We start from the raw sequence: 23693 nt of genomic DNA on the forward strand, positions 1-23693 counted from the left end.
CCCCCCCCCCCCCACCCCCCCCGGGGGGGGGGGGGGGCGGGCGCGGGCGCCGCCCGCCTGGCCGGGCATCGGCGGATGCTCGGGCGGCGTGCCGTCCTTGAACAGCTGCCGCAGCTGCTGGCGCAGTTCCGGCGAATCGCTGTGATGATGCACCGACACCGCGTGTTCCACCGCGGCCTGTAACAGCTCTTCTTCGCTGTCGGCCGCGATGGCGACCGTGCACCCCATATCGCTCGGGAATTCCCGGCAATCGATGAATTTGCGCGTCATGATCGACTCCTTCACTGGACAAGAGCGGGGACGGTCCCCGCTATTTTCAGTATAGGCAAACGGCGCCGCGTGCACCGGCAAACATGGCTCAGGCCTGGCCGCGCTGGCCGGCCAGGACCACCAGCGCAATGCCGCCCAGGATCGCGACCGATGCGGCCAGCAGCCGCAGCGTAACAGGCTCGTCCAGCAAGACAACGCCACCCAACCCTGCAAGCACGGGAACGCTCAGTTGCACCGCGGCTGCGGTCGTCGATCTCAGGGAAGGCAAGGCCGCATACCAGATGGCGTAACCGACGCCGGAGGTGAGGGCGCCGGACAGGAAGGCGTACCAGCTCCCGGCCGGGTCGAAGGCGGCGCCGCGCAGCAGCAGCAAACTCAAGCCAAGCGCCATCGGGACGGAACGCAGGAAGTTTCCCGCCGTGACCTGGAGAGGGTCACCCGTGCCCTTGCCGCGCACCGAATACACGCCCCAGGCGGCGCCGGCGCCCAGCATGAGCAGGGCGCCCGTCAATGGCGGTGCGGACAAGCCGGGCAGCAGCAGTCCGGCCAGGCCGGCGCTGGCCAGCAGCAGACCCGCGAGCCGGGCGCCGCGCAGGCGCTCGCCCGACCGGAGACCGTGGGCGATCATCGTGGTCTGGACCGCGCCAAACAGGATCAGGGCGCCGGCTGCGGCGGACAGCTGGAGGTAGGCGAAGGAAAGGCCGGCCGCATAGGCGAACAGCGCCAGCGCGGACAGCCAGTTGCCCCTGCCGGCCCGGGCGCCGCCGCGCAGCCATACCAGCACCCATAGCACGAGCGCGCCCGAGAGCAGGCGCACGCTCGTGAAGCTGGCGGCATCGATGTGGGTGCGGGACAGCGCGGCCCGGCAAAGCAGGGAATTTCCTGCGAATGCGACCAGCGCCAGGATCGTCAGGACCACGATGCGCGCATACGGCATGGAACGATCTCCCGAGAGCAACAGATGAAGGGCTATCCTACATGTTGCAGTTAGCTATTGCTATATGCGCAAGATTGCCGCCGATTCGCGGGCATTGCATTGGGAACCGAAAAGGGGAGAGGTGCTGGAAAGCAAAAACGCCGACCTGGGAGGATCGGCGTTTCTTGAATTCTTGGTGGCCCGGGGCGGAATCGAACCACCGACACAAGGATTTTCAATCCTCTGCTCTACCAACTGAGCTACCAGGCCAAGAGAGGCATGATTATAGCCAGGGATTTTCAGCTTCGCAAGCCCCCGGCATGCCGAAATGCATGCTTGTCTGATAAAAGCGGTCGCGCAGCAGTCCGGCGCACCCTTGCCATCTCGTTATAATGTCTTCATGACCACGTCCATCACCACTACCTTCAAGACCGACGTCTGCATCGTCGGCAACGGCGCCATCGCCAAGACCGCCGCCCTCGGCTTCGCCCAGGCCGGGCACAGCGTGACCCTGCTGGTCCCGCCCGCGCGCCCTGCGCCGGAAACGGCGGCCGGCGTCTCCTCGGCCGCCGACAAGCCCTGGGACGTGCGTGTTTACGCGCTCAACCACACGGCGCACAGCCTGCTGGCCTCGCTGAAGGTCTGGGGCGCGCTCGACCTGGCGCGGGTGCAGGCGGTGGACGCGATGGATATCCGCGGCGACGGCGAGCAGGGCGGCAACCTGGGCTTCGACGCCTTCGGCGCCCACGTCGGCACCCTGGCCTGGATCGTCGAGGACAGCAACCTGAACCAGGCGCTGGATGCGGCGATCAAGTTTTCCCACAACGTGCACGTGGTCAGCGGCTGCGCCGTCGACCTGAGCTGCGGCGAACTGGGCGCCGGGGTGCGCCTGGAAGACGGCCGCAAGATCGACTGCGAACTGGTGGTCGGGGCGGACGGACGCGAATCCTGGGTGCGCGGGCAGTGCGACATCGGCGTCGACTACCGCATGTACCACCAGCGCGCCATCGTCACCAATTTCGCCTGCGACAAGCCGCACCATGGCGTGGCCTACCAGTGGTTCACCTGCGCCGACGGCATCATCGCGCTGCTGCCGCTGCCGGGCAAGCGCGTGTCGCTGGTCTGGTCGGCGCCCGAGACCCTGGCCGAGACCTTGATGGACGAATCGCTCGGCGAGCTGGCGATCCGCCTGGCCGAATACGCCGAGGACAAGCTGGGCGCCCTGCGCCCCCTGCAGCCGGAGGACGTCAAGGCGGTGCCGCTGGCGCTGGTGCGCCCGCACGCCATCACCGCCCCGCGCGTGGCCCTGGTCGGGGACGCGGCCCACGCCGTGCACCCGCTGGCAGGCCACGGCATGAACCTGGGCTTCGCCGACCTGGTCGACCTGCTCGACGCCATCAAGGAGCGCGAGGACCGCCGCGGCATCGCCGACGAACGGGTGCTGGCGCGCTACGCCCGCAAGCGCAAGGAAGACGTGCTGCTGATGCAGATCGCGACCGACGGGCTCGAACGTTTGTTCGGCGCCAATCTTGAACCCCTGCGCGTGGTGCGCAATTTCGGATTAAACTTGCTCGATAAATTGCCATCGGTAAAGCGACGCCTGATGGCGCACGCCATGGGCAAGTCCACACTCTAAGGAACGAACATGTTGAAAACCAAGCTCGCCGTCCTGCTGGCGACGGGGCTGATGGCATCCTGCGTCGATGCGCAGAACACGGTCGAGGCCAATATCAAGAAGGCGCTCGAGCCGCGCCTGGGCGGCGCCAAGATCGAAGCGGTCAAGGAAACGCCCTACGCCGGCCTGTACGAAGTGCGGGTGGCGGGCGACATCCTGTACACCGATAAGAAGGGCGAGTACCTATTCATCGGCCATGTCTACGACGCCAAGTCCTCGCGCAACCTGACGCGCGAGCGCATCGACGACATCAACAAGATCAAGTTCAACGAGCTGCCGCTGGAAATGGCGATGAAGCAGGTCAAGGGCAACGGCAAGCGCGTGATCGCCGTGTTCGAGGACCCGAACTGCGGCTACTGCAAGCGCCTGCGCCAGACCACGCTCAAGGAGCTCGACAACGTCACCATCTACACCTTCATGTACAACATCCTGTCCGAGGATTCGTTCGTGAAGTCGAAGAACATCTGGTGCGCGCCGAACCGCGTCAAGGCCTGGGATGACTGGATGATCAACGGCAAGGTCCCGCCGGCCGCCCCGGCCGCCTGCGAGACCCCGAACGACAAGATCGTCGCCCTGGGACAGAAGCTGAAGATCACGGGTACCCCCGCGATCTTCTTCACCGACGGCACCCGCATTCCGGGCGCGGTCGACCTGAAGGCGCTGGAATCGAAGCTGTCGTCGCTGGAAGAGAAATAAGCAGTTCCCATGCCGTACACAATTAACGCATGAACGTCGCCCCAGGCTCTGCCGGGGCGATGGTTTTTGAGTGCCGTAACCGTCCATAAGCCGTCAAAACCGCAACACCAAAACAGGGAGCAGTACATGGTCACCTTGAACATCAACGGGCGCGACCTGCAGGTCGACGCCGATCCCTCCACGCCCATCCTCTGGGCGCTGCGCGACAACCTGAACATGACCGGCACCAAGTTCGGCTGCGGCGCCGCCCTGTGCGGCGCCTGCACCGTGCACCTGAACGGCGCGCCGATCCGTTCCTGCATCACCCCGATCTCGGCCGCCACCGGCCAGAAGATCACCACCATCGAAGCGATGGAGAACGACAAGGTCGGCAAGGCGGTGCAGGACGCCTGGGTCAAGCACGACGTGCCGCAGTGCGGCTACTGCCAGAGCGGGCAGGTGATGAGCGCCACCGCGCTGCTGCGCACCAACAAGCGCCCCAGCGACGCCGACATCGACAACGCCATGAGCGGCAACATCTGCCGCTGCGGCACCTACCAACGCATCCGCGCGGCCATCAAGGACGCGGCCAAGACGATCGCCTGAGGAGGCCGCCATGCGCATCGAATGGATCAACCGGGAGGCGCTCCCGCAAGCAGTCACGTCCCGCCGCGGCTTCCTGAAGGCCGGCGCTGCCGCCACCGGCGGCCTGGTGCTGGGCTTCTTCCTGCCCGGCTCGAACAAGTTCGCCCAGGCCGCCGACCCGGCCAAGGTCTACGCCCCGAACGCCTTCCTGCGCGTGGCGCCGGACAACACCATCACCGTGATCGTCAACCGCCTCGAATTCGGCCAGGGCGTGCAGACCTCGCTGCCGATGCTGATCGCCGAGGAGATGGACGCCGACTGGTCGCAGATGCGCGGCGAGCTGGCCCCGGCCGGCGAGGTCTATAAAGACCCGGCTTTCGGCATCCAGATCACCGGCGGCTCCGGCTCGATCAGCCGTTCCTACATCCAGTACCGCGAGATCGGCGCCCGCGCCCGCGCCATGCTGGTGGCGGCAGCCGCCGAGCAGTGGAAGGTGGCGCCGGCCCAGCTGCGCACCGAGAAGGGCATGGTGATCGGCCCGGCCGGCCAGAAGGCCAGCTACGGCGCGCTGGCCGAGGCGGCGATGAAGCAGCCGGTGCCGGCCACCGTTACGCTCAAGGAACCGAAACAGTTCCGCTACATCGGCAAGCCGACCCGCCGCATCGACGCGCGTGCCAAATCCACCGGCAAGCAGCAGTTCGGCATCGACTTCAAGCCGGCCAACGCCAGGACCGTGCTGGTGGCGCGTCCGCCGGTGTTCGGCGCCAAGGTGGCGCGCGTGGACGCGGCCGCGGCGCGCGCCGTCAAGGGCGTGATCGACGTGTTCGAAGTGGACCTGGACCGCGGCGCGCGCGGCGTGGCCGTGGTGGCCGAGGGCTACTGGCCCGCCAAGCAGGGCCGCGACGCGCTGAAGGTCGACTGGGACGACTCGGCGGTCGAGAAGCTCAGCTCCGACAAGCAGCTGGCCGAGTACCTTGCCCTGGCCAAGGCCGAGGGCGGCGCCGTGGCGCGCCAGGCCGACGTATCGAAGCTGGCCGCCAGCGCCCAGCGCATCTCGGCCATCTACGAATTCCCCTACCTGGCGCACGCGCCGATGGAGCCGCTCAACTGCGTGGTCGAGCTCAAGGGCGATGCCTGCACCATCTGGGCCGGCACCCAGTTCCAGACCGTGGACCAGGAGGTCGCCGCCAAGATCCTGGGCATCAAGCCGGAACAGGTGACGATCAACACCATGACGGCGGGCGGCGGCTTCGGCCGGCGCGCGGTGCCGAACTCGGACTGGATCGGCGACACCGTGCGCGTGGCCAAAGAATGGCGCGCGAAGGGCCATGCGGAGCCGGTCAAGCTGGTGTGGAGCCGCGAAGACGACATCAAGGCCGGCTACTACCGCCCGGCCTATGTGCACCGCGCGGAGATCGGCCTGGACGCCAAGGGCGAGATCCTGGCCTGGGACCACAAGATCGTCGGCCAGTCGATCATGGACGGCACCCTGTTCGCGCCGATGATGATCAAGAACGGCGTGGACGGCACCACGATCGAAGGCATGGGCGAACCCTATGCGGTGCCGATGCAGCTTACCGTGCACGCGGTGAAGGCCAACGTGCCGGTGCTGTGGTGGCGCTCGGTGGGCTCGACCCACACCGCCTTCGTGATGGAGACGCTGATCGACGAGGCGGCCCACCTGGCGAAGATGGACCCGGTGGCCTACCGCAAGAAGCTGATGGGCGAGAAGCACGTGCGCCACCTGGCCGCGCTCGACCTGGCGGTCGCCAAGTCCGGCTACGGCAAGAAGACCCTGCCGAAAGGCCGCGCCTGGGGCGTGGCGGTGCACGAGTCCTTCAACACCGTGGTCGCCTACGTGGTCGAGGCCTCGATCGCCAACGGCGCGCCCAGGCTGCACAAGGTCACCGCCGGCGTGCACTGCAACCAGCCGGTGAATCCGCTGTCGATCGCGGCGCAGGTGGAGGGCGCGGCCCTGATGGGCCTGGGCATGACCCTGCCGAACGCCGCCATCACGCTCAAGGACGGCGTGGTCGAGCAGCAGAACTTCGGCGACTACGCGGTGGCGCGCCTCAGCGACATGCCGCAGGTCGACGTGCACATCGTGCCCTCGAACGACCCGCCGACCGGCCTGGGCGAACCCGGCCTGCCGCCGCTGGCGCCGGCGCTGGCCAATGCCGTGTTCCGCCTGACCGGCAAGCGCCTGCGCAAGCTGCCTTTCGACCTCACGGCCGCCTGATGGGTGAGTGGGCCGGCATCCTGCTTGCCGCCGGCCGGGGGCGCCGCTTCGACCCGGGCGGCGTCCGCAACAAGCTGCTGCAGCGCCTGCCCGGCGGCGAACTGGTCGTCGCCGCCAGCGCGCGCCGCCTGCTTTCCGTCTTTCCTCGCGTGATCGCGGTCGTGCCGCCGGACGATGGCGGCGTGGCCGATGCGCTGCGCGCGCTCGGCTGCGAAGTCACGGCCTGTCCCGATGCCGACAGCGGCATGGGCCGCTCGCTGGCCCACGCCATCCGCCATTCCCTGCCGGCCGGCGGCTGGCTGGTGGCGCTGGGCGACATGCCCTTTGTCCGGGAATCGACCCTGCAAGCCCTGCGCCGTGCGCTCGACGAAGGCGCGGGTATCGCGGCGCCCGTGTTCGAGGGCCGGCGCGGCAATCCGGTGGCCTTCGGCGCCCTGCATCTCGACGCGCTGCTGGCGTCCAGCGGCGACCAGGGCGCGCGCCGCCTGCTGGCGTTCCACCCCGTCACCGAGGTGGCGGTGAGCGATCCGGGCATCCTGCGTGATATCGACAGTCCGGCCGACCTGGCGTCCTGACGGTTTTGCTGTATGCATGGGAATCCGATTACACTAGGTAAAACATCGGCGCGAGAGCATTCTCCATCATGAAAAAAACATCCCAGAAAAAGCAGCCCGCAATCCAGTACACCATCGTCCCCAAGGACCTGGCCGGCCACCTGTTCAACGTGACCCTCACGGTCGCGGCCCCCGATCCGGAAGGGCAGGTGTTCGCGCTGCCGGCCTGGATCCCGGGCAGCTACATGATCCGCGAATTCGCCCGCAACATCGTGCGCATCCGCGCCGAAGCCGGCGGCGTGGCGGTGGCGCTCACCAAGCTGGACAAGCATAGCTGGCGCGCCGCGCCGTCCGCCGGCCCCTTGAGCGTGCACTACGAGGTCTACGCCTGGGACCTGTCGGTGCGCGCCGCCCACCTCGACCAGACCCATGGCTTCTTCAACGGCACCAGCGTGTTCCTGCGCGCGGTGGGCCAGGAAGAGACGCCGCACGTGGCCGACATCCAGCGCCCCGCCGACCCGGCGGCCAGGACCTGGCGCGTGGCCACCGCGATGCGCGAGCTGGGCGCCAAGCGCTACGGCTTCGGCACCTATGTGGCGGCCAACTACGACGAGCTGATCGACCATCCGGTCGAGATGGGCGACTTCGAGCTGGCCACCTTCAAGGCGCACGGCATCCCGCACGACATCGTGATCACCGGCCGCGTGCCCAACCTGGACATGGCGCGCCTGCAGGCCGACCTGAAGGCCATCTGCGAAACCCAGATCGCCTTCTTCGAGCCGAAATCGAAGAAGGCGCCGATGGAGCGCTACGTGTTCATGACCATGGCGGTGGGCGACGGCTACGGCGGCCTGGAGCACCGCGCCTCGACCGCGCTGATCTGCGCGCGCGCCGACCTGCCCAGCACCGCCACGCCCAAAAGCGCCGAGCCGAACGAGGGCTACCTGCGCTTCCTGGGCCTGTGCAGCCATGAATACTTCCATACCTGGAACGTCAAGCGCATCAAGCCGGCGGTGTTCGCGCCCTACGACCTGCAGGTCGAGAACTACACCCCGCTCCTGTGGCTGTTCGAAGGCTTCACCAGCTACTACGACGACCTGATGCTGGTGCGCAGCGGGATCATCGGCGAGGCGACCTATTTCAAGCTGCTGGCCAAGACCATCGGCGGCGTGCTGCGCGGCAGCGGCCGCACCAAGCAGAGCGTGGCCGAATCGAGCTTCGACGCCTGGAGCAAGTACTACCGCCAGGACGAGAACTCGGCCAACGCCATCATCAGCTACTACACCAAGGGTTCGCTAATCGCACTGGCCTTCGACCTGACCATCCGCGCCAAGACCAATGGCGCCAAGTCGCTGGACGACGTGATGCTGGCCCTGTGGGAACGCTACGGCCGCGATTTCTACCCGTCCGTGGGCCGCGGCGTGACCGAAGCGGAAGTCGAGGCGCTGTTCGACGAGGCCAGCGGCCTGAAACTGAAGAGCATGTTCGAGCGCTACGTGCGCGGACTCGAGGACCTGCCGCTGGCCAAGCTGTATGCGCCGCTGGGCGTCAAGCTGGTGGACGAGCGCAAGAACGGCAAGCCTTCGCTGGACGCCGGCATCGGCCGCGATCCGCTGGGCGCCAAGCTGACCCAGGTGCACGAGGGCGGACCCGCCCACCAGGCCGGCCTGTCGGCGCTGGACGTCGTGATCGCCATCGATGGCCTGCGCGTGAGCGGCAATCCGCCTAACGTCGATGCGCTGCTTTCCCGCTACCGGGTGGGCGACAAGGTGACCGTGCACGCTTTCCGCCGCGACGAACTGATGAGCTTCGAGCTCACCCTGCAGGGCGACCGCGTGCCGGGCATCAGCCTGGCGCAGGCGGTGGCCGGCAAGAAGTCCGCGGCCGCCATCAAGCGCCCCAGCGCAGTGTAATCCTCCACTTCACGACCAGAGGCTGACTTGACCCCGACCCGCATCGCCGCCGCCGCCATCCTCGCCTTGTCCATCCTGCCGGCCCAGGCCCAGCAGGCCGCCCCGCTCAAGGGCGAGGTCGCCGCCCGCGTCAACGCCATGTACCCCTGGCTCGACACGGTCTACAAGGACTTGCACGCCCATCCGGAGATCGCCTTCCAGGAAGTGCGCACCTCAGGCAAGCTGGCCGCCGAGATGCGCGCCCTCGGCTTCGAGGTGACCGAAAAGGTGGGCAAGACTGGCGTGGTCGCGGTCCTGCGCAACGGCAAGGGCCCGACGGTCCTGGTGCGCACCGACATGGACGGCCTGCCGATGGAAGAGAAGACCGGCCTGCCGTATGCGAGCCGCGCCAAGGCGGTGAGCGGCGGCCGCGAAAGCTTCGTCACCCACAGCTGCGGCCACGACATCCACATGGCGAGCTGGCTGGGCGCGGCGCGCACCCTGGTGGAGCTGAAATCGCAATGGAAGGGCACCCTGGTGTTCATCGGCCAGCCGGCCGAGGAGATCGTCTCCGGCGCCAGGGCGATGCTGGACGACGGCCTGTTCAAGCGCTTCCCCAAGCCCGACTACGCCTTCGCCCTGCATTCCTGGCCGCTGGCGCACGGCACCGTGGGCTTCAACGACGGCCCGGTCTCGTCCAACTCGGACGCGCTCGAGATCGTGTTCAAGGGCCGCGGCGGCCACGGCTCGGCGCCGGACAAGACCATCGACCCGATCGCCATCGCCGCGCGCTTCGTGGTGGACGTGCAGACCGTGGTCAGCCGCGAGAAGGACCCCAAGGAATTCGGCGTCGTGACCATCGGCGCGATCCAGGGCGGCACGGTGGGCAACATCATCCCCGACAGCGTGCAGGTGCGCGGCACCATCCGCTCCTACAGCCCGCAGGTGCGCGCCAAGCTGCTGGAAGGCGTGCGCCGCATCGCCAATGCTTCCGCCGCGATGGCCGGCGCCCCGGCGCCCGACGTGCAGGTGGGCGGAGGCGGCGCGGCCATCGTCAACAGCACGGATCTGGTGAACCGGACCGAAGCCGTGTTCAAGGACGCCTTCGGCGCCGCCAACGCGCAGCGCATGCCGGCCATGACGGCCAGCGAGGACTTTTCGATGTTCGTGAACGAGGGCGTGCCCTCGATGTTCTTCTTCACCGGCGTCTACGATCCGAAGACAGTGGCGGAGGCGGAGCGCCCGGGCGGCAAGCCGATCGCCTTCAACCACTCGCCGTTCTACGCGCCGGTGCCGGAACCCTCGATCAAGACCGCCGCCCAGGCCATGAGCCTGGCGGTGCTGAACGTGCTCGGCAAATAAGAAGGGTCAGCCGGCCTTCAGGCAGTCGGCGCAGCGGCCGTAGAGCGTCAGTTCATGGCGCTCGACGCTGAAGCCTTTCGGCGCCATGTGCTCGATGTCGCCGGGGCAGGCGTGCACGTCGAACACGCGCTGGCACTGGGTGCACTGGAAGTGATGGTGGTGGTGGTCGGCCGCCGTCGTCGATTCGTAGCGCGCGCTTTCGCCCGGCAGGGTCACCACCTTCAGCGCGCCATCGTCGACCAGGGACTTCAGGTTGCGGTACACGGTCGCCATGCCCAGCTGGCTCACGTCGCGGCTGGCCTCGGCAAGGACTTCCTGAGGAGAGAGCGGACGGCGCGCATGCTCGATCGCATGCAGGATGGCGGTTTTTTGACGTGTATTGCGTTGCATAACGCGAAGAATACCTGAAGGAGTGCGCACGGACCAGTAAAGACTTGAGCTCTTAATGATAATGCCTTATCATTAGCCGCTAATGATAATGACTTATCATTATTCTACATCATCAAAGGAATAGCTCATGTCTGTCCGTACATGCAAACGCACCCCGCTCACGCTCGCCCTCATGCTGGCCTTCCCGCTGGCGGCCCAGGCCCAGTCGGCCCAGGATCGTTTGCATTCCAAGGATCCGGACAGCATCCCGACCGTGGTGGTGTCGGCCAGCGCGCTGGGCGTGGTGAGCGACGACATGATCACCCCGGTCAACGCGCTTGGCGGCGCCGAACTGGTGCGCGCGCGCGAATCGACGCTGGGCGAGACCCTGGCCAACCAGCCGGGCATCACCTCCAGCCACTTCGGCGCCGGCGCCAGCCGCCCGGTGATCCGCGGCATGGACGGCCCGCGCGTGAAGATCCTGTCGGACGGCGCGGAAGTGCAGGACGCCTCCACCATCAGCCCCGACCACGCGATCGCCTTCGAACCGGTCCTGGCCGAGCGCATCGAAGTGCTGCGCGGCCCCTCGGCCCTGGCCTATGGCGGCGGCGCGGTGGGCGGCGTGGTGAACATCCTGGACCGCAAGATCCCGACCGAGATGCCGTCCAAGGCGGTCGAGGGCAGCATGGAATTGCGCGGCAATTCCGCCGCGCACGAGCGTACCGGCGCATTTGAAGTGACCAGCGGCGCCGGCAACATCGCCGTGCACGCCGAAGGCGTCAAGCGCGACGCCGACCCCTACCGCGTCGGCAGCGGCTGGGCCGAAGGCAAACGCGTGGGCGGCAGCTTCAAGAACACCGAGTCCGGCACCGTCGGCCTGTCCTGGATCGGCGCACACGGCTACCTGGGCGCGGCCTTCACCAAGGAACGCACCGAATACGGCATTCCCGGCCACGGCCACGAATTCGAGAGCTGCCACCCGCACGGCGCCCAGCTGCACTGCGGCAGCCATGAAGAGGAAGGCGAAAAGGACCACGAGCACGAGCACGAACACGGCAGCGAGGAAGTCCCGGTCGTGCGCATGAACAGCGACCGCTGGGACATCCGCGGCGAATACCGCAACCCGGTGGCCGGCATCGACAAGATCCGCATGCGCGCCTCGCTCACCGACTACCAGCACGACGAGCTGGAAGAGGGCCAGGTCGCGACTTCCTTCCTGAACAAGGGCCGCGACCTGCGCGTCGAAGCCGTGCATGCGCCGCTGGCAGGCTGGCGCGGCGTGGCCGGCGCCCAGACCAGCAAGCGAGACTTCAGCGCGCTTGGCGACGAAGCCTATGTGCCGTCCAGCGTCACCAAGAAGCATGCGGTATTCGTGACCGAGGAATACAAGCTGGACGCCTGGCGCTTCGAAGCCGCCGCGCGCCACGAATGGCAGGACATCGACGTCGCCGGCGCCCTGCGCGACCACGAATCCAAGGGCACCTCGGTCTCGGTCGGCGCCGTCTGGAAGCTGGGCAAGGATTATTCGCTGCGCAGCTCGCTGTCGCGCAGCCACCGCCTGCCCACCGCCGAAGAGCTGTACGCGGACGGCGTGCACCTGGCCACCAGCACCTTCGAGCTCGGCAACCAGGACCTGAAAAAGGAAACCTCGAACAATCTCGACCTCACCTTCCGCAAGTTCGAGGGCGACACCACCTGGTCGGTGAGCGCCTTCCGCAACCGCGTCAAGAACTACATCTACGCCCACACGCTGGACGATGTCGAGGGCTTCCAGCTGGTCGAGTACGCCCAGCGCGACGCCACCTTCACCGGCCTGGAAGGGGAACTGCGCCACAAGTTCTCGCCGCTGCTCAGCGCCACCGTGTTCGGCGACTACGTGCGCGCCAAGTTCGACGGCGGCGCCGGCAACCTGCCGCGCATTCCGGCGCACCGCGTCGGCGTGAAGCTCGACGGCGAGTGGAAGCGCTGGCACGGTCTGGTCGAGTTCTACCGCGTGAGCCGGCAGGACAAGGTGGCCGACTTCGAGACCGCGACGCCGGGCTACAACATGCTGAACCTGGGCACCCACTACACCACGCGCATCGGCGGCGTGCCGGCCCAGCTCTATGCCCGCATCAACAACGTGACCGATGAGCTGGCGCTCAGCCACACTTCCTTCATCAAGGAAGTGGCGCCTCTCACCGGCCGCAACCTGACCGCGGGCCTGCGCCTGATCTTCTGATCGGCTCAAGCGCGCCAACGTGTTCGACAACCAGGAGAGGGAAATGAAAAGCTTGATCAAGTTCGGCGACTACGCCGGGATGACGGCATCGGCCCTCTGCCTGGTGCATTGCCTCGCGATGCCGCTGCTGATGGCGGCCTTCCCCATGCTGGGACTGGCGCACGAACACGACAGCTTCCACAACAGCATCCTGGCCGCGGTCAGCGTCCCGGTCCTGCTGTCGCTGCTGCCCGGCTATTTGCGCCACCGCGACCCGGCGGTCCTGGTGCTGGGCTTCCTGGGCCTGGGCAGCTTCCTGGGCGCCGTCTTCATCCTCAGCCCGGTTTATGGCGAAATGGCCGAAGCGGCAGGTGCGGTGCTGAGCGGCGTGCTGCTGCTGACGGCCCACATCCGCAACCGGCGCTTCTGCACCCGCTGCGCATCGAGTGCGCACGCGAAGCCGGCGCACGGCGCCGGCTGAACCACACTATTCGAACAGGCGCTGCAGCTCGCGTCCCGGGTTCTCGGCGCGCATGAAGGCTTCGCCGACCAGGAAGGCATGGACGTTCGCCGCGCGCATGCGTGCCACGTCGTCCGGTCCCAGGATGCCCGATTCGGTCACCACCAGGCGGTCTTGCGGGATGCGGTCGAGCAGGCCCAGGGTGGTGTCGAGCGTGACGTCAAAAGTGCGCAGGTTGCGGTTGTTGATGCCCACCAGCGGCGTGCGCAGCTTCAGGGCCGCGTCCAGTTCCTCGCCGTCGTGCACTTCGACCAGCACGTCCATGCCCAGCTCGAGCGCGCAGGCTTCGAGTTCGGCCATCAGGCCATGGTCGAGAGCCGAGACGATCAGCAGGATCGCATCGGCGCCCATGGCGCGCGCCTCGTACACCTGGTAGAGGTCGACCATGAAGTCCTTGCGCAGCACCGGCAGGGCGCAGGCGGCGCGCGCCTGGCGCAGGTAGTCGGGCGAACCCTGGAAGAACTGCGCGTCGGTCAGCACCGACAGGCAGGCCGCGCCGTGTTCGGCATAGCTCTGTGCGATCGCGGCGGGCTGGAAGTCCGGACGCAGCACGCCTTTGGACGGCGACGCTTTCTTGACCTCGGCGATCACGCCGGCCTGGCCGGCGGCGATTTTCGCGCGCAGGCTGTGCTCGAAGCCACGCAGTGCGCGGCGCGCTTCCTGGTCGCTCTCGACCTCGCTGCGCAGGCTATACAGGTCGCGCTGCTTCTTGGCGGCCGCCACTTCGTCGGCCTTGACGGCCAGGATCTTGTTCAGGATGTCGGACATGGAAAACCTTTAGTGTTGCTTCGAGAGCGCCAGCTTGACGCCGAGCCAGACGAACAGGCCGCCTGTGGCGCGGTTGAGCCACAGGGTGACGGCGGCGGGCGGCTTGAGGCGCGCGCTGGCCTGGGCGGTGAACACGGCCAGCAGGTGGCAATAGAGCGTGCCGTTGATGTTGAAGATGCAGCCCAGGACAATGAAGGCCAGCGCCTTGTTCGGCGCATCGGCCCCGATGAACTGGGGCACGAAGGCCAGGAAGAACAGGGCCACCTTCGGGTTCAGGACATTCGTCAGGAAGCCCTGCGCGAAGATCTTCCGGTAGGGCAGCACAGGCAAGTCCGGGGCCGCTTCCGCCGCCGCGTCGCGCGGCTTGCTGCGCAACAGGCCGAAGGCCATGTAGAGGATGTAGGCGGCGCCCACCAGCTTGACCACGGTGAAGGCGGTGGCCGAGGTCGCGAGTACGGCCGACAGGCCCAGGGCGGCGGCGAAGATGTGCACGAAGGTGCCGGCGCCGATGCCCAGCGCCGCGGCCGAACCGGCGCGCCAGCCCTGGGTGGCGCTGCGGGTCATGATGAGCAGCGAATCCGGGCCCGGCATCAGGTTGAGCATCAGGCCGGCGGCGATGAAGACGCCCAGGTCCTGGATGCCGAACATCAGGCCACCCCGCCGAGCTGGCGGGTGACGCCGACGAACTGGTCGAGCTTGGCCAGCGCCGCGCCGGACGAGATGGCCTCGCGCGCCTTGGCCAGGCCTTCCTCGATGGAAGGCGTGACGCCGGCAGCATACAGCGCGGTGCCGGCGTTTAGGGCCACGATGTCGGTCGCCGGGCCCGGTTCGCCGCGCAGGGCTTCGAGCACGCGGGTCTTCGATTCGTTCTTGTCGGCCACCTTCAGGTTGCGGCTGGAGATCATCTGCATGCCGTAGTCTTCCGGGTGGATTTCGTACTCGCGGATCTCGCCGTCGATCAGCTCGCCGACCAGGGTGCCGGCGCCGAGCGAAACTTCGTCCATGTTGTCGCGGCCCCAGACCACCATCGCATGCTGGGCGCCGAGGCGCTGCAGCACGCGCACCTGGATGCCGACCAGGTCGGGGTGGAACACGCCCATCAGGATATTGGGCGCGCCGGCCGGGTTGGTCAGCGGGCCCAGGATGTTGAAGATGGTGCGCACGCCCATCTCGCGGCGCACCGGCGCGGCGAACTTCATGGCGGCGTGGTGGTTGGGCGCGAACATGAAGCCGATGCCCGTCTGGGCGATCGACTGGGCGATCTGTTCGGGCTTCAGGTCGATGTGGGCCCCCAGGGCCTCGATCACGTCGGCGCTGCCCGAGGACGAGGATACGCTGCGCCCGCCGTGCTTGGCGATGCGCGCGCCGGCGGCGGCGGCCACGAACATCGAGGCGCTGGAAATATTGAAGGTGTTGGCGCCGTCGCCGCCGGTGCCGACGATGTCGAGCAGGTTGGTGGTGTCGGCCATCGGCACCTTGGTCGAGAATTCGCGCATCACCTGGGCGGCGGCGGTGATCTCGCCGATGGTTTCCTTCTTCACGCGCAGGCCCATGGTCAGGGCGGCGATCATGGTGGGGGACATTTCGCCGGACATAATCTGGCGGAACAGGTGCAGCATCTCGTCGTGGAAGATCTCGCGGTGTTCGATGCAGCGCAGCAGGGCTTCTTGTGGGGTGATCGGCATGGCGGGTCCAGTATTCTCTAAGAGTGAACGTCTGCGTTACTCCGTCATCCCGGCGAAGGCCGGGATCCAAGTTTGCGTGCGTAGCGACTGCGCTCGAAGCAGGTGGTGCGCGGCGGACTTGGGTTCCGGCCTTCGCCGGAACGACGGTTCAGGGGCTGGTGGCTCGAATCAGCGCGTCAGGAAATTCTTGAGCAGCGTATGGCCATGCTCGGACAGGATCGACTCGGGATGGAACTGCACCCCTTCGATGTCGAACTCCTTGTGCCGCACACCCATGATCTCGCCGTCGTCGGTCCACGCCGTCACTTCCAGGCAATCCGGCAGCGAGGAGCGCTCGATAGCCAGCGAGTGGTAGCGGATCACCGTAAATGGCGTCGGCAGATCCTTGAACACACCTTCGCCGGTATGCGCGATCAGCGAGGTCTTGCCGTGCATGACCTGCTTGGCGCGGATCACCTTGCCGCCGAACGCTTCGCCGATCGCCTGGTGTCCCAGGCACACGCCCAGGATCGGCAGCTTGCCCTTGAACTCGCGCAGGATGTCCAGCGACAGCCCGGCATCCTTGGGCGCCTTCGGTCCCGGCGAGATGCAGATGCGCTCGGGCCGCATCGCTTCGATCTGCTCCAGCGTGATCTCGTCGTTGCGCACGGTGACCACCTCTTCGCCCAGCTCGCCGAAATACTGGACGATGTTGTAGGTGAACGAGTCGTAGTTATCGATCATCAAAAGCATGTCAGAACTCCCCATCCAGGCCGTCTTGCACCTGCTCGGCCGCACGCAGCACGGCGCGCGCCTTGTTCTCGGTTTCCTGCCATTCCATCTCGGGAATGGAGTCGGCCACGATGCCGGCCGCGGCCTGCACGTAGAGGTTGCCGTCCTTGATCACGCCGGTGCGGATCGCGATCGCGACGTCCATCTCGCCGCCAAAGGACAGGTAGCCGCAGGCGCCGCCGTAGATGCCGCGCTTCACTGGCTCGAGCTCGTCGATCACTTCCATCGCGCGCACTTTCGGCGCGCCGGTCAGGGTGCCGGCCGGGAAGGTGGCGCGCAGCACGTCGAGGTTGGACATGCCGTCCTTCAGCACGCCCTCCACGTTGGAGACGATGTGCTGCACGTGCGAATACTTCTCGATCACCATGCGGTCGGTGACCTTGACGCTGCCGGTCTGGGCGATGCGGCCGATGTCGTTGCGCGCCAGGTCGATCAGCATCACGTGCTCGGCGACTTCCTTCGGATCGGACAGCAGCTCGTCCGCCAGCTCGGCGTCGCGCTCGGGCGTCGAGCCGCGCGGACGCGTTCCCGCGATCGGGCGCAAAGTGACCTTTTTGCCTCCCTCCGGCAAGGCTTCGTTGCGCACCAGGATCTCCGGCGAGGCGCCGACGATCTGCATGTCGCCGAAGTTATAGTAGTACATGTAGGGCGACGGGTTCAGCGAACGCAGCGAGCGGTACAGCGACAGCGGCGAGTCCACGTAGGGCTTGCGGATGCGCTGGCCGATCTGCACCTGCATCAGGTCGCCGGCCATCACGTATTCGTGGGCGCGGGCCACCGCCTTCAGGTAGTCTTCCTTGCTGAAGTCGCGCACGGCTTCGGTGCGCACCGAGCTGGACGTCACCGGCGCATCCACGCTCCGGCGCAGCATCATGCGCAGGTCCTTCAGGCGCTGGCGCGCCTTGGCATAGGCTTCCGGCTGCGACGGGTCGGCGTAGACGATCAGGTAGAGCTTGCCCGACAGGTTGTCGATCACCGCCAGTTCTTCGGTCAGCATCAGCTGGATGTCCGGCAGGCCCAGTTCATCCGGCGGGCAGCTGTCGGCCAGCTTGCGCTCGATGTGGCGCACGGTGTCGTAGCCGAAGTAGCCGGCCAGGCCGCCGCAGAAGCGCGGCAGGCCGGGGCGCAGCGCCACCTTGAAGCGGCCCTGGTACTGCTCGATGAAGTCGAGCGGATTGCCATCGAAGGTCTCGATCACTTCGCCGCGCTTGACCACCTCGGTGCGCTTGCCGCTGGTGCGCACCAGGGTGTGGGCCGGCAGGCCGATGAAGGAGAAGCGGCCGAAACGCTCGCCGCCGACGACCGACTCGAGCAGGAAGGTGTTCTTGCCGGTCTGCTGGGACTGGGCCAGCTTGAGGTAGAGCGTGAGTGGGGTCTCGAGATCGGCGAAGGCTTCGGCGATGAGCGGAATGCGGTTGTAGCCCTGGTTGGCCAGCGATTTGAATTCGAGTTCGGTCATGTTCTTCTCCAGGCCGCCCGTGAGGGAAGAGGGCGGTGGTTCACTTCAAAAAACCTGCCGGTGGACGAATGCAGCCGGCAGCAATCAAAACGGGTTCAGTTAGCCCAGGATTGCCAGCGTCGCCACAGCCAGGCCTCAAGGGCGCCGGTCTGGTTGACAGTGTGTTTTTTGGTGAAGAACATGTATAGATAAGTTCAGTTGACGGTGCGATTGTGCGCGATGATCAAAGTTGCCGCATCCAGCAGCGAACTCACTATACCATCAGAATTAATTTCTTGTATAGGCCGTCCGTGGTTATAACCATATGGCACGGTGAGCACATAGCAGCCCGCGGCGCGCGCGCTTTCCGCGTCGTTGGACGAGTCGCCGATGGCCACGACGCTCGACGGCGGCAGGTCCAGCGCGGCGCAGGCGCCCAGCATCGGCATCGGGTCCGGCTTCTTTTTGGCGAAGGAATCGCCGCCGAATACCTGCTCGAAGTACGGCGCCAATCCCTTCTGGCTGAGCAGCGGCAGGGTGAAGGCGACCGGCTTGTTGGTCACGCAGACCAGGCGCAGGCCGGCGGCGCGCATCGCTTCCAGGCCTTCGGTCACGCCGTCGAACAGGGTGCTGCGGTCGCCGTTGATGGCCAGGTAGTGGCGCTGGTAGGCGGCCATCGCGTCAGGATGCGCCGCATCCACGCGTTCCGCGTCCCAGTCGAGCAGCAGCGCGTCGCGCACCAGCTTCTCGGAACCCTTGCCCACCATGGGCTTGATGATGGCCTGGGTGATGGGACCCAGGCCGAGCTCTAGACGCATGCCATTCAGGGCCGCCTCGAAATCGGGCACCGTGTCGAGCATGGTGCCGTCCAGGTCGATGATGGCGGCCTTGATCGCCGCTGCGCCGGCGCGCATCCTTATTTACCGACCTTGGCCAGCTCGCCGCGCATGGCGTCGATCACGGCCTTGTAGTCCGGCTTGCCGAAGATGGCCGAGCCGGCGACGAAGGTGTCGGCGCCCGCGGCGGCGGCTTCGGCGATGTTGTCGGCCTTGATGCCGCCATCCACCTCCAGCATGATGTCGCGGCCGGATTCGTCGATCATGCGGCGCGCCATCGCGATCTTCTTCAGCGCCTGCGGGATGAAGGACTGGCCGCCGAAGCCCGGGTTGACCGACATGATCAGGATCATGTCGATCTTGTCCATCACGTGCTCCAGGTAGTGCAACGGAGTGTGCGGATTGAACACCAGGCCGGCCTTGCAGCCGTTGTCGCGGATCAGCTGCAGGGTGCGGTCGATGTGTTCCGATGCTTCCGGGTGGAAGGTGATGATGTCGGCGCCGGCCTTGGCGAAGTCCGGGATGATGCGGTCGACCGGCTTGACCATCAGGTGCACGTCGATCGGCACCTGCACGTGCGGACGGATCGCCTGGCATACCAGCGGGCCGATGGTCAGGTTCGGAACGTAGTGGTTGTCCATCACGTCGAAGTGGATGATGTCGGCGCCGGCGGCGACGACATTGCGCACTTCCTCGCCCAGGCGGGCGAAATCGGCGGACAGGATGCTGGGAGCGATGCGATAGGTGGTCATGATGGCAATGCTGGTAAAGGGAAGCCGCTATTTTACGCTGCACCACGGCAAGGCGCAGCGCGCAGGCGACCTGAATCGGCGGCAGGGGGTATGATTGTCGTTTGCGCCACACAGCGCCGCCCTGTAGGGCAAACAGAATTACGCAAGGAAAACCCATGCCTGTCTACGATTTCGCCGTCACCGTCCGAACGCAGTACCTGGAAGACCAGTCCAACCCGGACAAGGACCATTTCGTGTTCGCCTACGCGATCACGATCAAGAACACGGGCGACATCGCCGCGCAGCTGATCTCACGTCACTGGGTGATCACCGATGCCAACAATAAAGTTCAGGAAGTACGGGGACTCGGCGTGGTCGGCCACCAGCCGCTGCTGCAGCCGGGCGAACAGTTCGACTACTCGAGCGGTACGCAGATCGCCACGCCGCAGGGCTCGATGGGCGGCGAATACTTCTGCGTGGCCGAGGACGGCCACCGCTTCGAGGTCACGATTCCCGAGTTCCTGCTCTCGCTGCCGCGCACCTTGCACTGATCAGGAGTCCGTTTTATCGTTGTCGCGGTCGACATCCTTCCTGCCGGCGAACATCGTCCACCAGACGATAAATACAAGCAGGAACAGCGCCACGCCGGCTTCCACCATCAAGATCCACATATCGGTCCTTATGCTTTCGACACGCCGCAGTGTACCCGCTTCGCTTGCTCTCGTCGCCTTCCTGAGCGCCTGTTCGACCACGCCGCAGCCGCCGGCCCCGCCGCAGCCTCCGCAGCCGCCCGTGCCAAGCCCGCCGCCGGGCCAGCCGGACATCAGGATGCCGCCGCCGCTGGGCCCCGTCGTGGTGCCACCCGTGCAGCCTCCGCCCCCCGCGCCGCCCATGACCCCGGTCGACTTCAGTGCGCTGCCCGGCTGGCAGCAGGATGACCTGCGCCAGGCCTGGCCGGCCTTCATGCAGTCCTGCCGGGTGCTGGCGTCGCGTGCCGACTGGGCCGCTCCCTGCGCGGCCGCGCGCACGGTCGACGCCCAGGACGGCGCCGCCATCCGCAGCTATTTCGAGGCGAATTTTGTGCCGAACATGGTGCGCAACCCGGATGGCGCCGACGTCGGCCTGATCACCGGCTATTACGAAGCCATGCTCTACGGCGCCCGCAAGCGCGGGGGCGAGTACCAGACCCCGCTCTACCGCGTGCCGGACGACCTGCTGACCATCGACCTGGGCAGCGTCTACCCGGACCTCAAGGGGCGGCGCCTGCGCGGCCGCCTGCAGGGCAAGACCGTAGTGCCCTACAGCAGCCGCGCCGAGATCGTGCGTGCGCCGCTGGCGGGCAAGGAACTGCTGTGGGTGAACGATCCGGTCGAGGCCTTCTTCCTGGAAGTGCAGGGCTCGGGCCGCGTGCAGCTGGATACCGGCGAAACCGTGCGCGTCGCCTATGGCGACCAGAACGGCCATCCCTACAAAGCCATCGGCCGCTGGTTCGTCGAGCAGGGCATCATGACCGCCGACCAGGTCTCGGCCCAGTCGATCCGCGCCTGGCTGGCCGCCAATCCCGAGCGCCGTCAGGAGCTGTTCAACGTCAATCCCAGCTATATCTTCTTCCGCGAGGAGAAGGTGACGGACCCGAACGTGGGCCCGCGCGGCTCGCTCAATGTCCCCTTGACGCCGGGACGCTCGGTCGCCATCGACAGAACCATCCTGCCGCTGGGCGCGCCGATCTACCTGTCGACCACCTTCCCGAAAGACGGCGCGCCGCTGCAGCGCCTGGTGATGGGCCAGGACACGGGCGGGGCGATCCGCGGCGCGGCGCGCGCCGACTTCTTCTACGGCTTCGGGCCGGAAGCGGTCGAGAACGCGGGCCTGATGAAGCAGCCCGGCCAGCTGTGGGTGCTGCTGCCGAAAGCCGCGCCGGCCCAGGCTGCGCGCTGAATCAGCGAACCTGGCCACGCCGAAGGCTTTACTCTTTCACGCTGCGCAGGCTGGTGCCGTACACCGTGGCAGCAGCCAGGACGATGGCGCCCGCGGCGATGCAGCCCAGGCCTTCGCGCACGCCGAAGCCTTGGCCCAGGGCGCCGGCAAGCAGCGCGCCCAGCGGCGCGGCGGCCACGGTCAGCGCGCGCATGGTGGCCACCATGCGGCCGAGTACCGCGTCCGGCGTCACGCGCTGGCGCAGTGCGATGTAGGGGACGAAGAACAAGGTGGCGCCGCAGTCGATCCAGAACACCACGATCGCGTAGGCCGCGACGGTCCATCCCGCGTCGCCGCCCGGACCCGCGGGGATGGCCGGCACCAGGGCGAAGCCGAGCGCCGACACGCACAGCCCGATCAGGATGCCGCCGCCGGTGCCGAAGCGCCGCGACAAGGGCTTGACCAGCAGCGAGGCCGCCAGCACCCCGGCGCCGCCGAGCATGTTCGCCAGTCCCATGGTTCCTGGCGTCATCCCGAGCACGCGAGTGGCGAACAGCACGTGCAGCGCTGTGTAGCCATAAAAGAGCAGGTGCCAGCAGGCCGACACCCACGCCAGGGTGCGCAATAGCGGCTGGTTCCAGACGAAAGCCAGGCCTTCCTGGATGTCGCGCAGCGGATGCGCCTGCGAAGGCGGCGGTTGCGGTTCGCGCGCCCGGATGCGGCGCAGGTTCAGCAGCGACACCACGAAGCCGGCCACATTGCACAAGATGGCGAGCGGCGCGCCCATCAGCTGCACCAGGCCGCCCGCCATGCCCGGGCCGACCACGCGCGCCGCGGATTCGGTGGAAGCGAACTTGGCCTGGGCGTCGACCAGGCCCTCGCGTCCGACCAGGAAGGTGAGGAAGACCTGCTCGGCGCTGCCGCCCACCACATGGCCGGCGCCGATCACGAAGCCGACCGCGTACAGCCAATGGATGCTGAGCAGGCCGACCCACCAGGCCAGGGGCACGCTGGCAAGGGCGATCGCCACCATCAGGTCGCTGCACATCATGACGGGAAGGCGGCGGCTGCGGTCCAGCAGGACGCCGGAGGGAAGCCCGAACAGCAGGAAGGGGAGGGACTCGAAGGCGGCCAGGGTGCCCATCTGGGCCGGGCTGGCGTGCAGCATCAGGACCGCGCAGATCGGCAGGGCCAGCAGCGTGATCTGGGCGCCGAAATGGGCCAGGATGCTGCTGAACCAGAAGCGGCGGAAGTCGGGGTTGTGCATCACCGAGTCGGCGGCGATGCGCTTCTGCAGCCAGTTCTTGATGGTGTTCTCACACAGATATTGCTGAATTAGTAATCATACCTGTGTTCGGCGCGATCCGAGACGTTACAATCGCGGCCAAACCGTCTAAACCACTGAAGGGATGTCACATGGAATATGCAGATCTGCTGATCGAACAGCACGGCAAGGTCGCCGTGATCCGCCTGAACCGTCCGAAGGCGATGAATGCGCTGAACGACAACATGATGAACGAACTGGGCGACGCGCTGTACAAGTTCGACGCCGACCCGGCCGTGCACGTCATCGTGCTGACCGGCAGCGAGAAGGTCTTCGCCGCCGGCGCGGACATCGCGGCCATGGCGAATTACACCTATGCGGCGGATACCTATCCGGGTAACTATATTGGCCGCAACTGGGAACACATCCTGAACATCCGCAAGCCGGTGATCGGCGTCGTGTCGGGCTACTGCCTGGGCGGCGGCTGCGAGCTGGCCATGATGTGCGACTTCCTGATCGCCGCGGACAGCGCCAAGTTCGGCCAGCCGGAGATCAAGGTCGGCGTCACCCCGGGCGCAGGCGGCACCCAGCGTCTGCCGCGCGCGATCGGCAAGTCGAAGGCCATGGACCTGCTGCTGACCACCCGGATGATCGACGCCGCGGAAGCAGAGCGCACCGGCCTGGTGTCGCGCGTGTACCCGGCCGAGAGCGTGATGGAAGAGGCGCTCAAGGTGGCGCAGGGCATCGCGGATATGCCGGTGTCGGTCGCGATGCAGATCAAGGATTGCGTCAACCAGGCTTACCAGATGCCGCTGACGGAAGCAGTGCGCTATGAGCGCCGCTACTTCCACGCCGGCTTCGGCACCCCGGCGCAGAAAGAGGGCATGTCGGCCTTCCTTGAGAAGCGCAAGCCGAACTTTGAAGGTCTGTGACTGTCTATAGTTAGTGGGGCGTGAGCCCCGGGGCCCCGCGCCCGGGCCCGCGGGGGGGGGGGGGCCCCCCCGGCGTGTTAAGGTTGATTGGGGG

The 23693-nt window shown here is 66.9% G+C and carries 24 protein-coding genes and 1 tRNA gene; 12 read left to right on the forward strand and 13 right to left on the reverse strand.

From position 1 onward, the window contains the following. The 3 genes from KBW95_RS22740 to KBW95_RS22750 form a co-directional block, all read right to left on the reverse strand. A partial coding sequence (locus tag KBW95_RS22740; protein ID WP_211529401.1) for a DUF1059 domain-containing protein occupies nt 1-270 on the reverse strand: 270 nt, incomplete at its 3' end. 88 nt (nt 271-358) lie between these two features. Beyond that, the gene (locus KBW95_RS22745) at nt 359-1207 is read right to left on the reverse strand and encodes a DMT family transporter (protein ID WP_211529402.1); all 849 of its coding nucleotides are present in this window, start codon (nt 1205-1207) and stop codon (nt 359-361) included. Nucleotides 1208-1380: 173 nt separating this feature from the next. Beyond that, nucleotides 1381-1456: transfer RNA gene (locus tag KBW95_RS22750), tRNA-Phe, on the reverse strand. A gap of 130 nt (nt 1457-1586) precedes the next feature. On the opposite strand from KBW95_RS22750, the gene KBW95_RS22755 reads away from it, so the two are divergent. The 7 genes from KBW95_RS22755 to KBW95_RS22785 all read left to right on the forward strand — a co-directional run bounded on the left by KBW95_RS22755 (nt 1587) and on the right by KBW95_RS22785 (nt 10168). Further along, nucleotides 1587-2822, forward strand: coding sequence for an FAD-dependent monooxygenase (locus tag KBW95_RS22755; RefSeq protein WP_211526708.1), 1236 nt, complete (start codon nt 1587-1589; stop codon nt 2820-2822). 9 nt (nt 2823-2831) lie between these two features. Continuing rightward, nucleotides 2832-3557, forward strand: coding sequence for a DsbC family protein (locus KBW95_RS22760; protein ID WP_211526707.1), 726 nt, complete (start codon nt 2832-2834; stop codon nt 3555-3557). Between the two features lie 126 nt (nt 3558-3683). Then, nucleotides 3684-4142 (forward strand): (2Fe-2S)-binding protein, encoded by a 459-nt coding sequence (locus KBW95_RS22765; protein WP_211526706.1) that lies wholly within the window; start codon nt 3684-3686, stop codon nt 4140-4142. Nucleotides 4143-4152: 10 nt separating this feature from the next. Continuing rightward, nucleotides 4153-6360 (forward strand): xanthine dehydrogenase family protein molybdopterin-binding subunit, encoded by a 2208-nt coding sequence (locus KBW95_RS22770; RefSeq protein ID WP_211529403.1) that lies wholly within the window; start codon nt 4153-4155, stop codon nt 6358-6360. Beyond that, nucleotides 6360-6935, forward strand: coding sequence for an NTP transferase domain-containing protein (locus KBW95_RS22775; RefSeq protein ID WP_211526704.1), 576 nt, complete (start codon nt 6360-6362; stop codon nt 6933-6935). The genes KBW95_RS22770 and KBW95_RS22775 overlap by 1 nt, the downstream gene beginning before the upstream one ends. A gap of 68 nt (nt 6936-7003) precedes the next feature. Continuing rightward, on the forward strand, nt 7004-8827 hold the full coding sequence (locus KBW95_RS22780) for a M61 family metallopeptidase (RefSeq protein WP_211526703.1): 1824 nt from the start codon (nt 7004-7006) through the stop codon (nt 8825-8827). 27 nt (nt 8828-8854) lie between these two features. Further along, a complete protein-coding gene (locus KBW95_RS22785; RefSeq protein WP_211526702.1) occupies nt 8855-10168 on the forward strand; it encodes an amidohydrolase in 1314 nt (437 codons plus the stop codon). Nucleotides 10169-10174: 6 nt separating this feature from the next. Here the strand turns inward: KBW95_RS22785 and KBW95_RS22790 are convergent, their stop codons facing one another. Beyond that, nucleotides 10175-10558 carry a Fur family transcriptional regulator gene (locus KBW95_RS22790; RefSeq protein WP_211526701.1) on the reverse strand — a complete coding sequence of 128 codons (384 nt, stop codon included), beginning with the start codon at nt 10556-10558 and terminating at the stop codon, nt 10175-10177. A gap of 127 nt (nt 10559-10685) precedes the next feature. On the opposite strand from KBW95_RS22790, the gene KBW95_RS22795 reads away from it, so the two are divergent. Continuing rightward, complete coding sequence (locus KBW95_RS22795) at nt 10686-12758, forward strand: TonB-dependent receptor domain-containing protein (protein ID WP_211529404.1); 2073 nt, start codon at nt 10686-10688, stop codon at nt 12756-12758. A gap of 43 nt (nt 12759-12801) precedes the next feature. After that, a complete protein-coding gene (locus KBW95_RS22800) occupies nt 12802-13218 on the forward strand; it encodes a MerC domain-containing protein (RefSeq protein ID WP_211526699.1) in 417 nt (138 codons plus the stop codon). 6 nt (nt 13219-13224) lie between these two features. Here the strand turns inward: KBW95_RS22800 and trpC are convergent, their stop codons facing one another. From trpC to rpe, 7 genes are all read right to left on the reverse strand, one after another. After that, nucleotides 13225-14025, reverse strand: coding sequence for an indole-3-glycerol phosphate synthase TrpC (gene trpC / locus KBW95_RS22805; RefSeq protein WP_211526698.1), 801 nt, complete (start codon nt 14023-14025; stop codon nt 13225-13227). A 9-nt stretch (nt 14026-14034) separates the two neighbouring features. Then, entirely contained in the window at nt 14035-14673 is a 639-nt protein-coding gene (locus KBW95_RS22810; protein WP_211526697.1) for a LysE family translocator, read from the reverse strand. Then, nucleotides 14673-15710 carry an anthranilate phosphoribosyltransferase gene (gene trpD, locus KBW95_RS22815; RefSeq protein WP_211526696.1) on the reverse strand — a complete coding sequence of 346 codons (1038 nt, stop codon included), beginning with the start codon at nt 15708-15710 and terminating at the stop codon, nt 14673-14675. The genes KBW95_RS22810 and trpD overlap by 1 nt, the downstream gene beginning before the upstream one ends. A gap of 168 nt (nt 15711-15878) precedes the next feature. Next, nucleotides 15879-16442 (reverse strand): aminodeoxychorismate/anthranilate synthase component II, encoded by a 564-nt coding sequence (locus KBW95_RS22820; RefSeq protein ID WP_211526695.1) that lies wholly within the window; start codon nt 16440-16442, stop codon nt 15879-15881. 1 nt (nt 16443) lies between these two features. Beyond that, entirely contained in the window at nt 16444-17940 is a 1497-nt protein-coding gene (gene trpE, locus KBW95_RS22825; RefSeq protein WP_211529405.1) for an anthranilate synthase component I, read from the reverse strand. A gap of 194 nt (nt 17941-18134) precedes the next feature. Beyond that, nucleotides 18135-18833: a phosphoglycolate phosphatase gene (locus KBW95_RS22830; RefSeq protein WP_211529406.1), complete on the reverse strand. Its 699-nt coding sequence runs from the start codon at nt 18831-18833 to the stop codon at nt 18135-18137. 2 nt (nt 18834-18835) lie between these two features. Then, nucleotides 18836-19507, reverse strand: a complete 672-nt coding sequence (gene rpe / locus KBW95_RS22835) for a ribulose-phosphate 3-epimerase (protein WP_036205697.1) — start codon at nt 19505-19507, stop codon at nt 18836-18838. A 155-nt stretch (nt 19508-19662) separates the two neighbouring features. Here rpe and apaG point away from each other — a divergent pair, with 155 nt between their 5' ends. Continuing rightward, complete coding sequence (apaG, locus tag KBW95_RS22840) at nt 19663-20037, forward strand: Co2+/Mg2+ efflux protein ApaG (protein ID WP_211526692.1); 375 nt, start codon at nt 19663-19665, stop codon at nt 20035-20037. Here apaG and KBW95_RS24890 read toward each other — a convergent pair whose 3' ends face one another. Continuing rightward, nucleotides 20038-20310, reverse strand: coding sequence for a hypothetical protein (locus KBW95_RS24890; protein ID WP_373888844.1), 273 nt, complete (start codon nt 20308-20310; stop codon nt 20038-20040). Here KBW95_RS24890 and KBW95_RS22845 point away from each other — a divergent pair. Then, nucleotides 20219-21424 carry a murein transglycosylase A gene (locus tag KBW95_RS22845; protein ID WP_373888843.1) on the forward strand — a complete coding sequence of 402 codons (1206 nt, stop codon included), beginning with the start codon at nt 20219-20221 and terminating at the stop codon, nt 21422-21424. The genes KBW95_RS24890 and KBW95_RS22845 overlap by 92 nt on opposite strands. 28 nt (nt 21425-21452) lie before the next feature. On the opposite strand, the gene KBW95_RS22850 is transcribed toward KBW95_RS22845, so the two are convergent. Continuing rightward, nucleotides 21453-22670 (reverse strand): MFS transporter, encoded by a 1218-nt coding sequence (locus tag KBW95_RS22850; protein WP_211526690.1) that lies wholly within the window; start codon nt 22668-22670, stop codon nt 21453-21455. 149 nt (nt 22671-22819) lie between these two features. Between KBW95_RS22850 and KBW95_RS22855 the strand changes: the two genes are divergently transcribed. Next, complete coding sequence (locus KBW95_RS22855) at nt 22820-23599, forward strand: enoyl-CoA hydratase (protein ID WP_211526689.1); 780 nt, start codon at nt 22820-22822, stop codon at nt 23597-23599. Nucleotides 23600-23693: the final 94 nt, after the last annotated feature.

The organism is Massilia sp. ZL223, from assembly GCF_018119395.1.
In the GTDB taxonomy this organism is placed as follows: domain Bacteria; phylum Pseudomonadota; class Gammaproteobacteria; order Burkholderiales; family Burkholderiaceae_D; genus Telluria.

Excerpts from the sequence above, each read along its gene's own strand:
- KBW95_RS22745 (WP_211529402.1), bottom strand. The coding sequence starts at position 1,207 with ATGCCGTATGCGCGCATCGTGGTCCTGACGATCCTGGCGCTGGTCGCA.
- KBW95_RS22755 (WP_211526708.1), top strand. The coding sequence starts at position 1,587 with ATGACCACGTCCATCACCACTACCTTCAAGACCGACGTCTGCATCGTC.
- KBW95_RS22760 (WP_211526707.1), top strand. The coding sequence starts at position 2,832 with ATGTTGAAAACCAAGCTCGCCGTCCTGCTGGCGACGGGGCTGATGGCA.
- KBW95_RS22765 (WP_211526706.1), top strand. The coding sequence starts at position 3,684 with ATGGTCACCTTGAACATCAACGGGCGCGACCTGCAGGTCGACGCCGAT.
- KBW95_RS22770 (WP_211529403.1), top strand. The coding sequence starts at position 4,153 with ATGCGCATCGAATGGATCAACCGGGAGGCGCTCCCGCAAGCAGTCACG.
- KBW95_RS22775 (WP_211526704.1), top strand. The coding sequence starts at position 6,360 with ATGGGTGAGTGGGCCGGCATCCTGCTTGCCGCCGGCCGGGGGCGCCGC.
- KBW95_RS22780 (WP_211526703.1), top strand. The coding sequence starts at position 7,004 with ATGAAAAAAACATCCCAGAAAAAGCAGCCCGCAATCCAGTACACCATC.
- KBW95_RS22790 (WP_211526701.1), bottom strand. The coding sequence starts at position 10,558 with ATGCAACGCAATACACGTCAAAAAACCGCCATCCTGCATGCGATCGAG.
- KBW95_RS22795 (WP_211529404.1), top strand. The coding sequence starts at position 10,686 with ATGTCTGTCCGTACATGCAAACGCACCCCGCTCACGCTCGCCCTCATG.
- KBW95_RS22800 (WP_211526699.1), top strand. The coding sequence starts at position 12,802 with ATGAAAAGCTTGATCAAGTTCGGCGACTACGCCGGGATGACGGCATCG.
- trpC (WP_211526698.1), bottom strand. The coding sequence starts at position 14,025 with ATGTCCGACATCCTGAACAAGATCCTGGCCGTCAAGGCCGACGAAGTG.
- KBW95_RS22810 (WP_211526697.1), bottom strand. The coding sequence starts at position 14,673 with ATGTTCGGCATCCAGGACCTGGGCGTCTTCATCGCCGCCGGCCTGATG.
- trpD (WP_211526696.1), bottom strand. The coding sequence starts at position 15,710 with ATGCCGATCACCCCACAAGAAGCCCTGCTGCGCTGCATCGAACACCGC.
- KBW95_RS22820 (WP_211526695.1), bottom strand. The coding sequence starts at position 16,442 with ATGCTTTTGATGATCGATAACTACGACTCGTTCACCTACAACATCGTC.
- trpE (WP_211529405.1), bottom strand. The coding sequence starts at position 17,940 with ATGACCGAACTCGAATTCAAATCGCTGGCCAACCAGGGCTACAACCGC.
- KBW95_RS22830 (WP_211529406.1), bottom strand. The coding sequence starts at position 18,833 with ATGCGCGCCGGCGCAGCGGCGATCAAGGCCGCCATCATCGACCTGGAC.
- rpe (WP_036205697.1), bottom strand. The coding sequence starts at position 19,507 with ATGACCACCTATCGCATCGCTCCCAGCATCCTGTCCGCCGATTTCGCC.
- apaG (WP_211526692.1), top strand. The coding sequence starts at position 19,663 with ATGCCTGTCTACGATTTCGCCGTCACCGTCCGAACGCAGTACCTGGAA.
- KBW95_RS24890 (WP_373888844.1), bottom strand. The coding sequence starts at position 20,310 with ATGTCCGGCTGGCCCGGCGGCGGGCTTGGCACGGGCGGCTGCGGAGGC.
- KBW95_RS22850 (WP_211526690.1), bottom strand. The coding sequence starts at position 22,670 with ATGCACAACCCCGACTTCCGCCGCTTCTGGTTCAGCAGCATCCTGGCC.
- KBW95_RS22855 (WP_211526689.1), top strand. The coding sequence starts at position 22,820 with ATGGAATATGCAGATCTGCTGATCGAACAGCACGGCAAGGTCGCCGTG.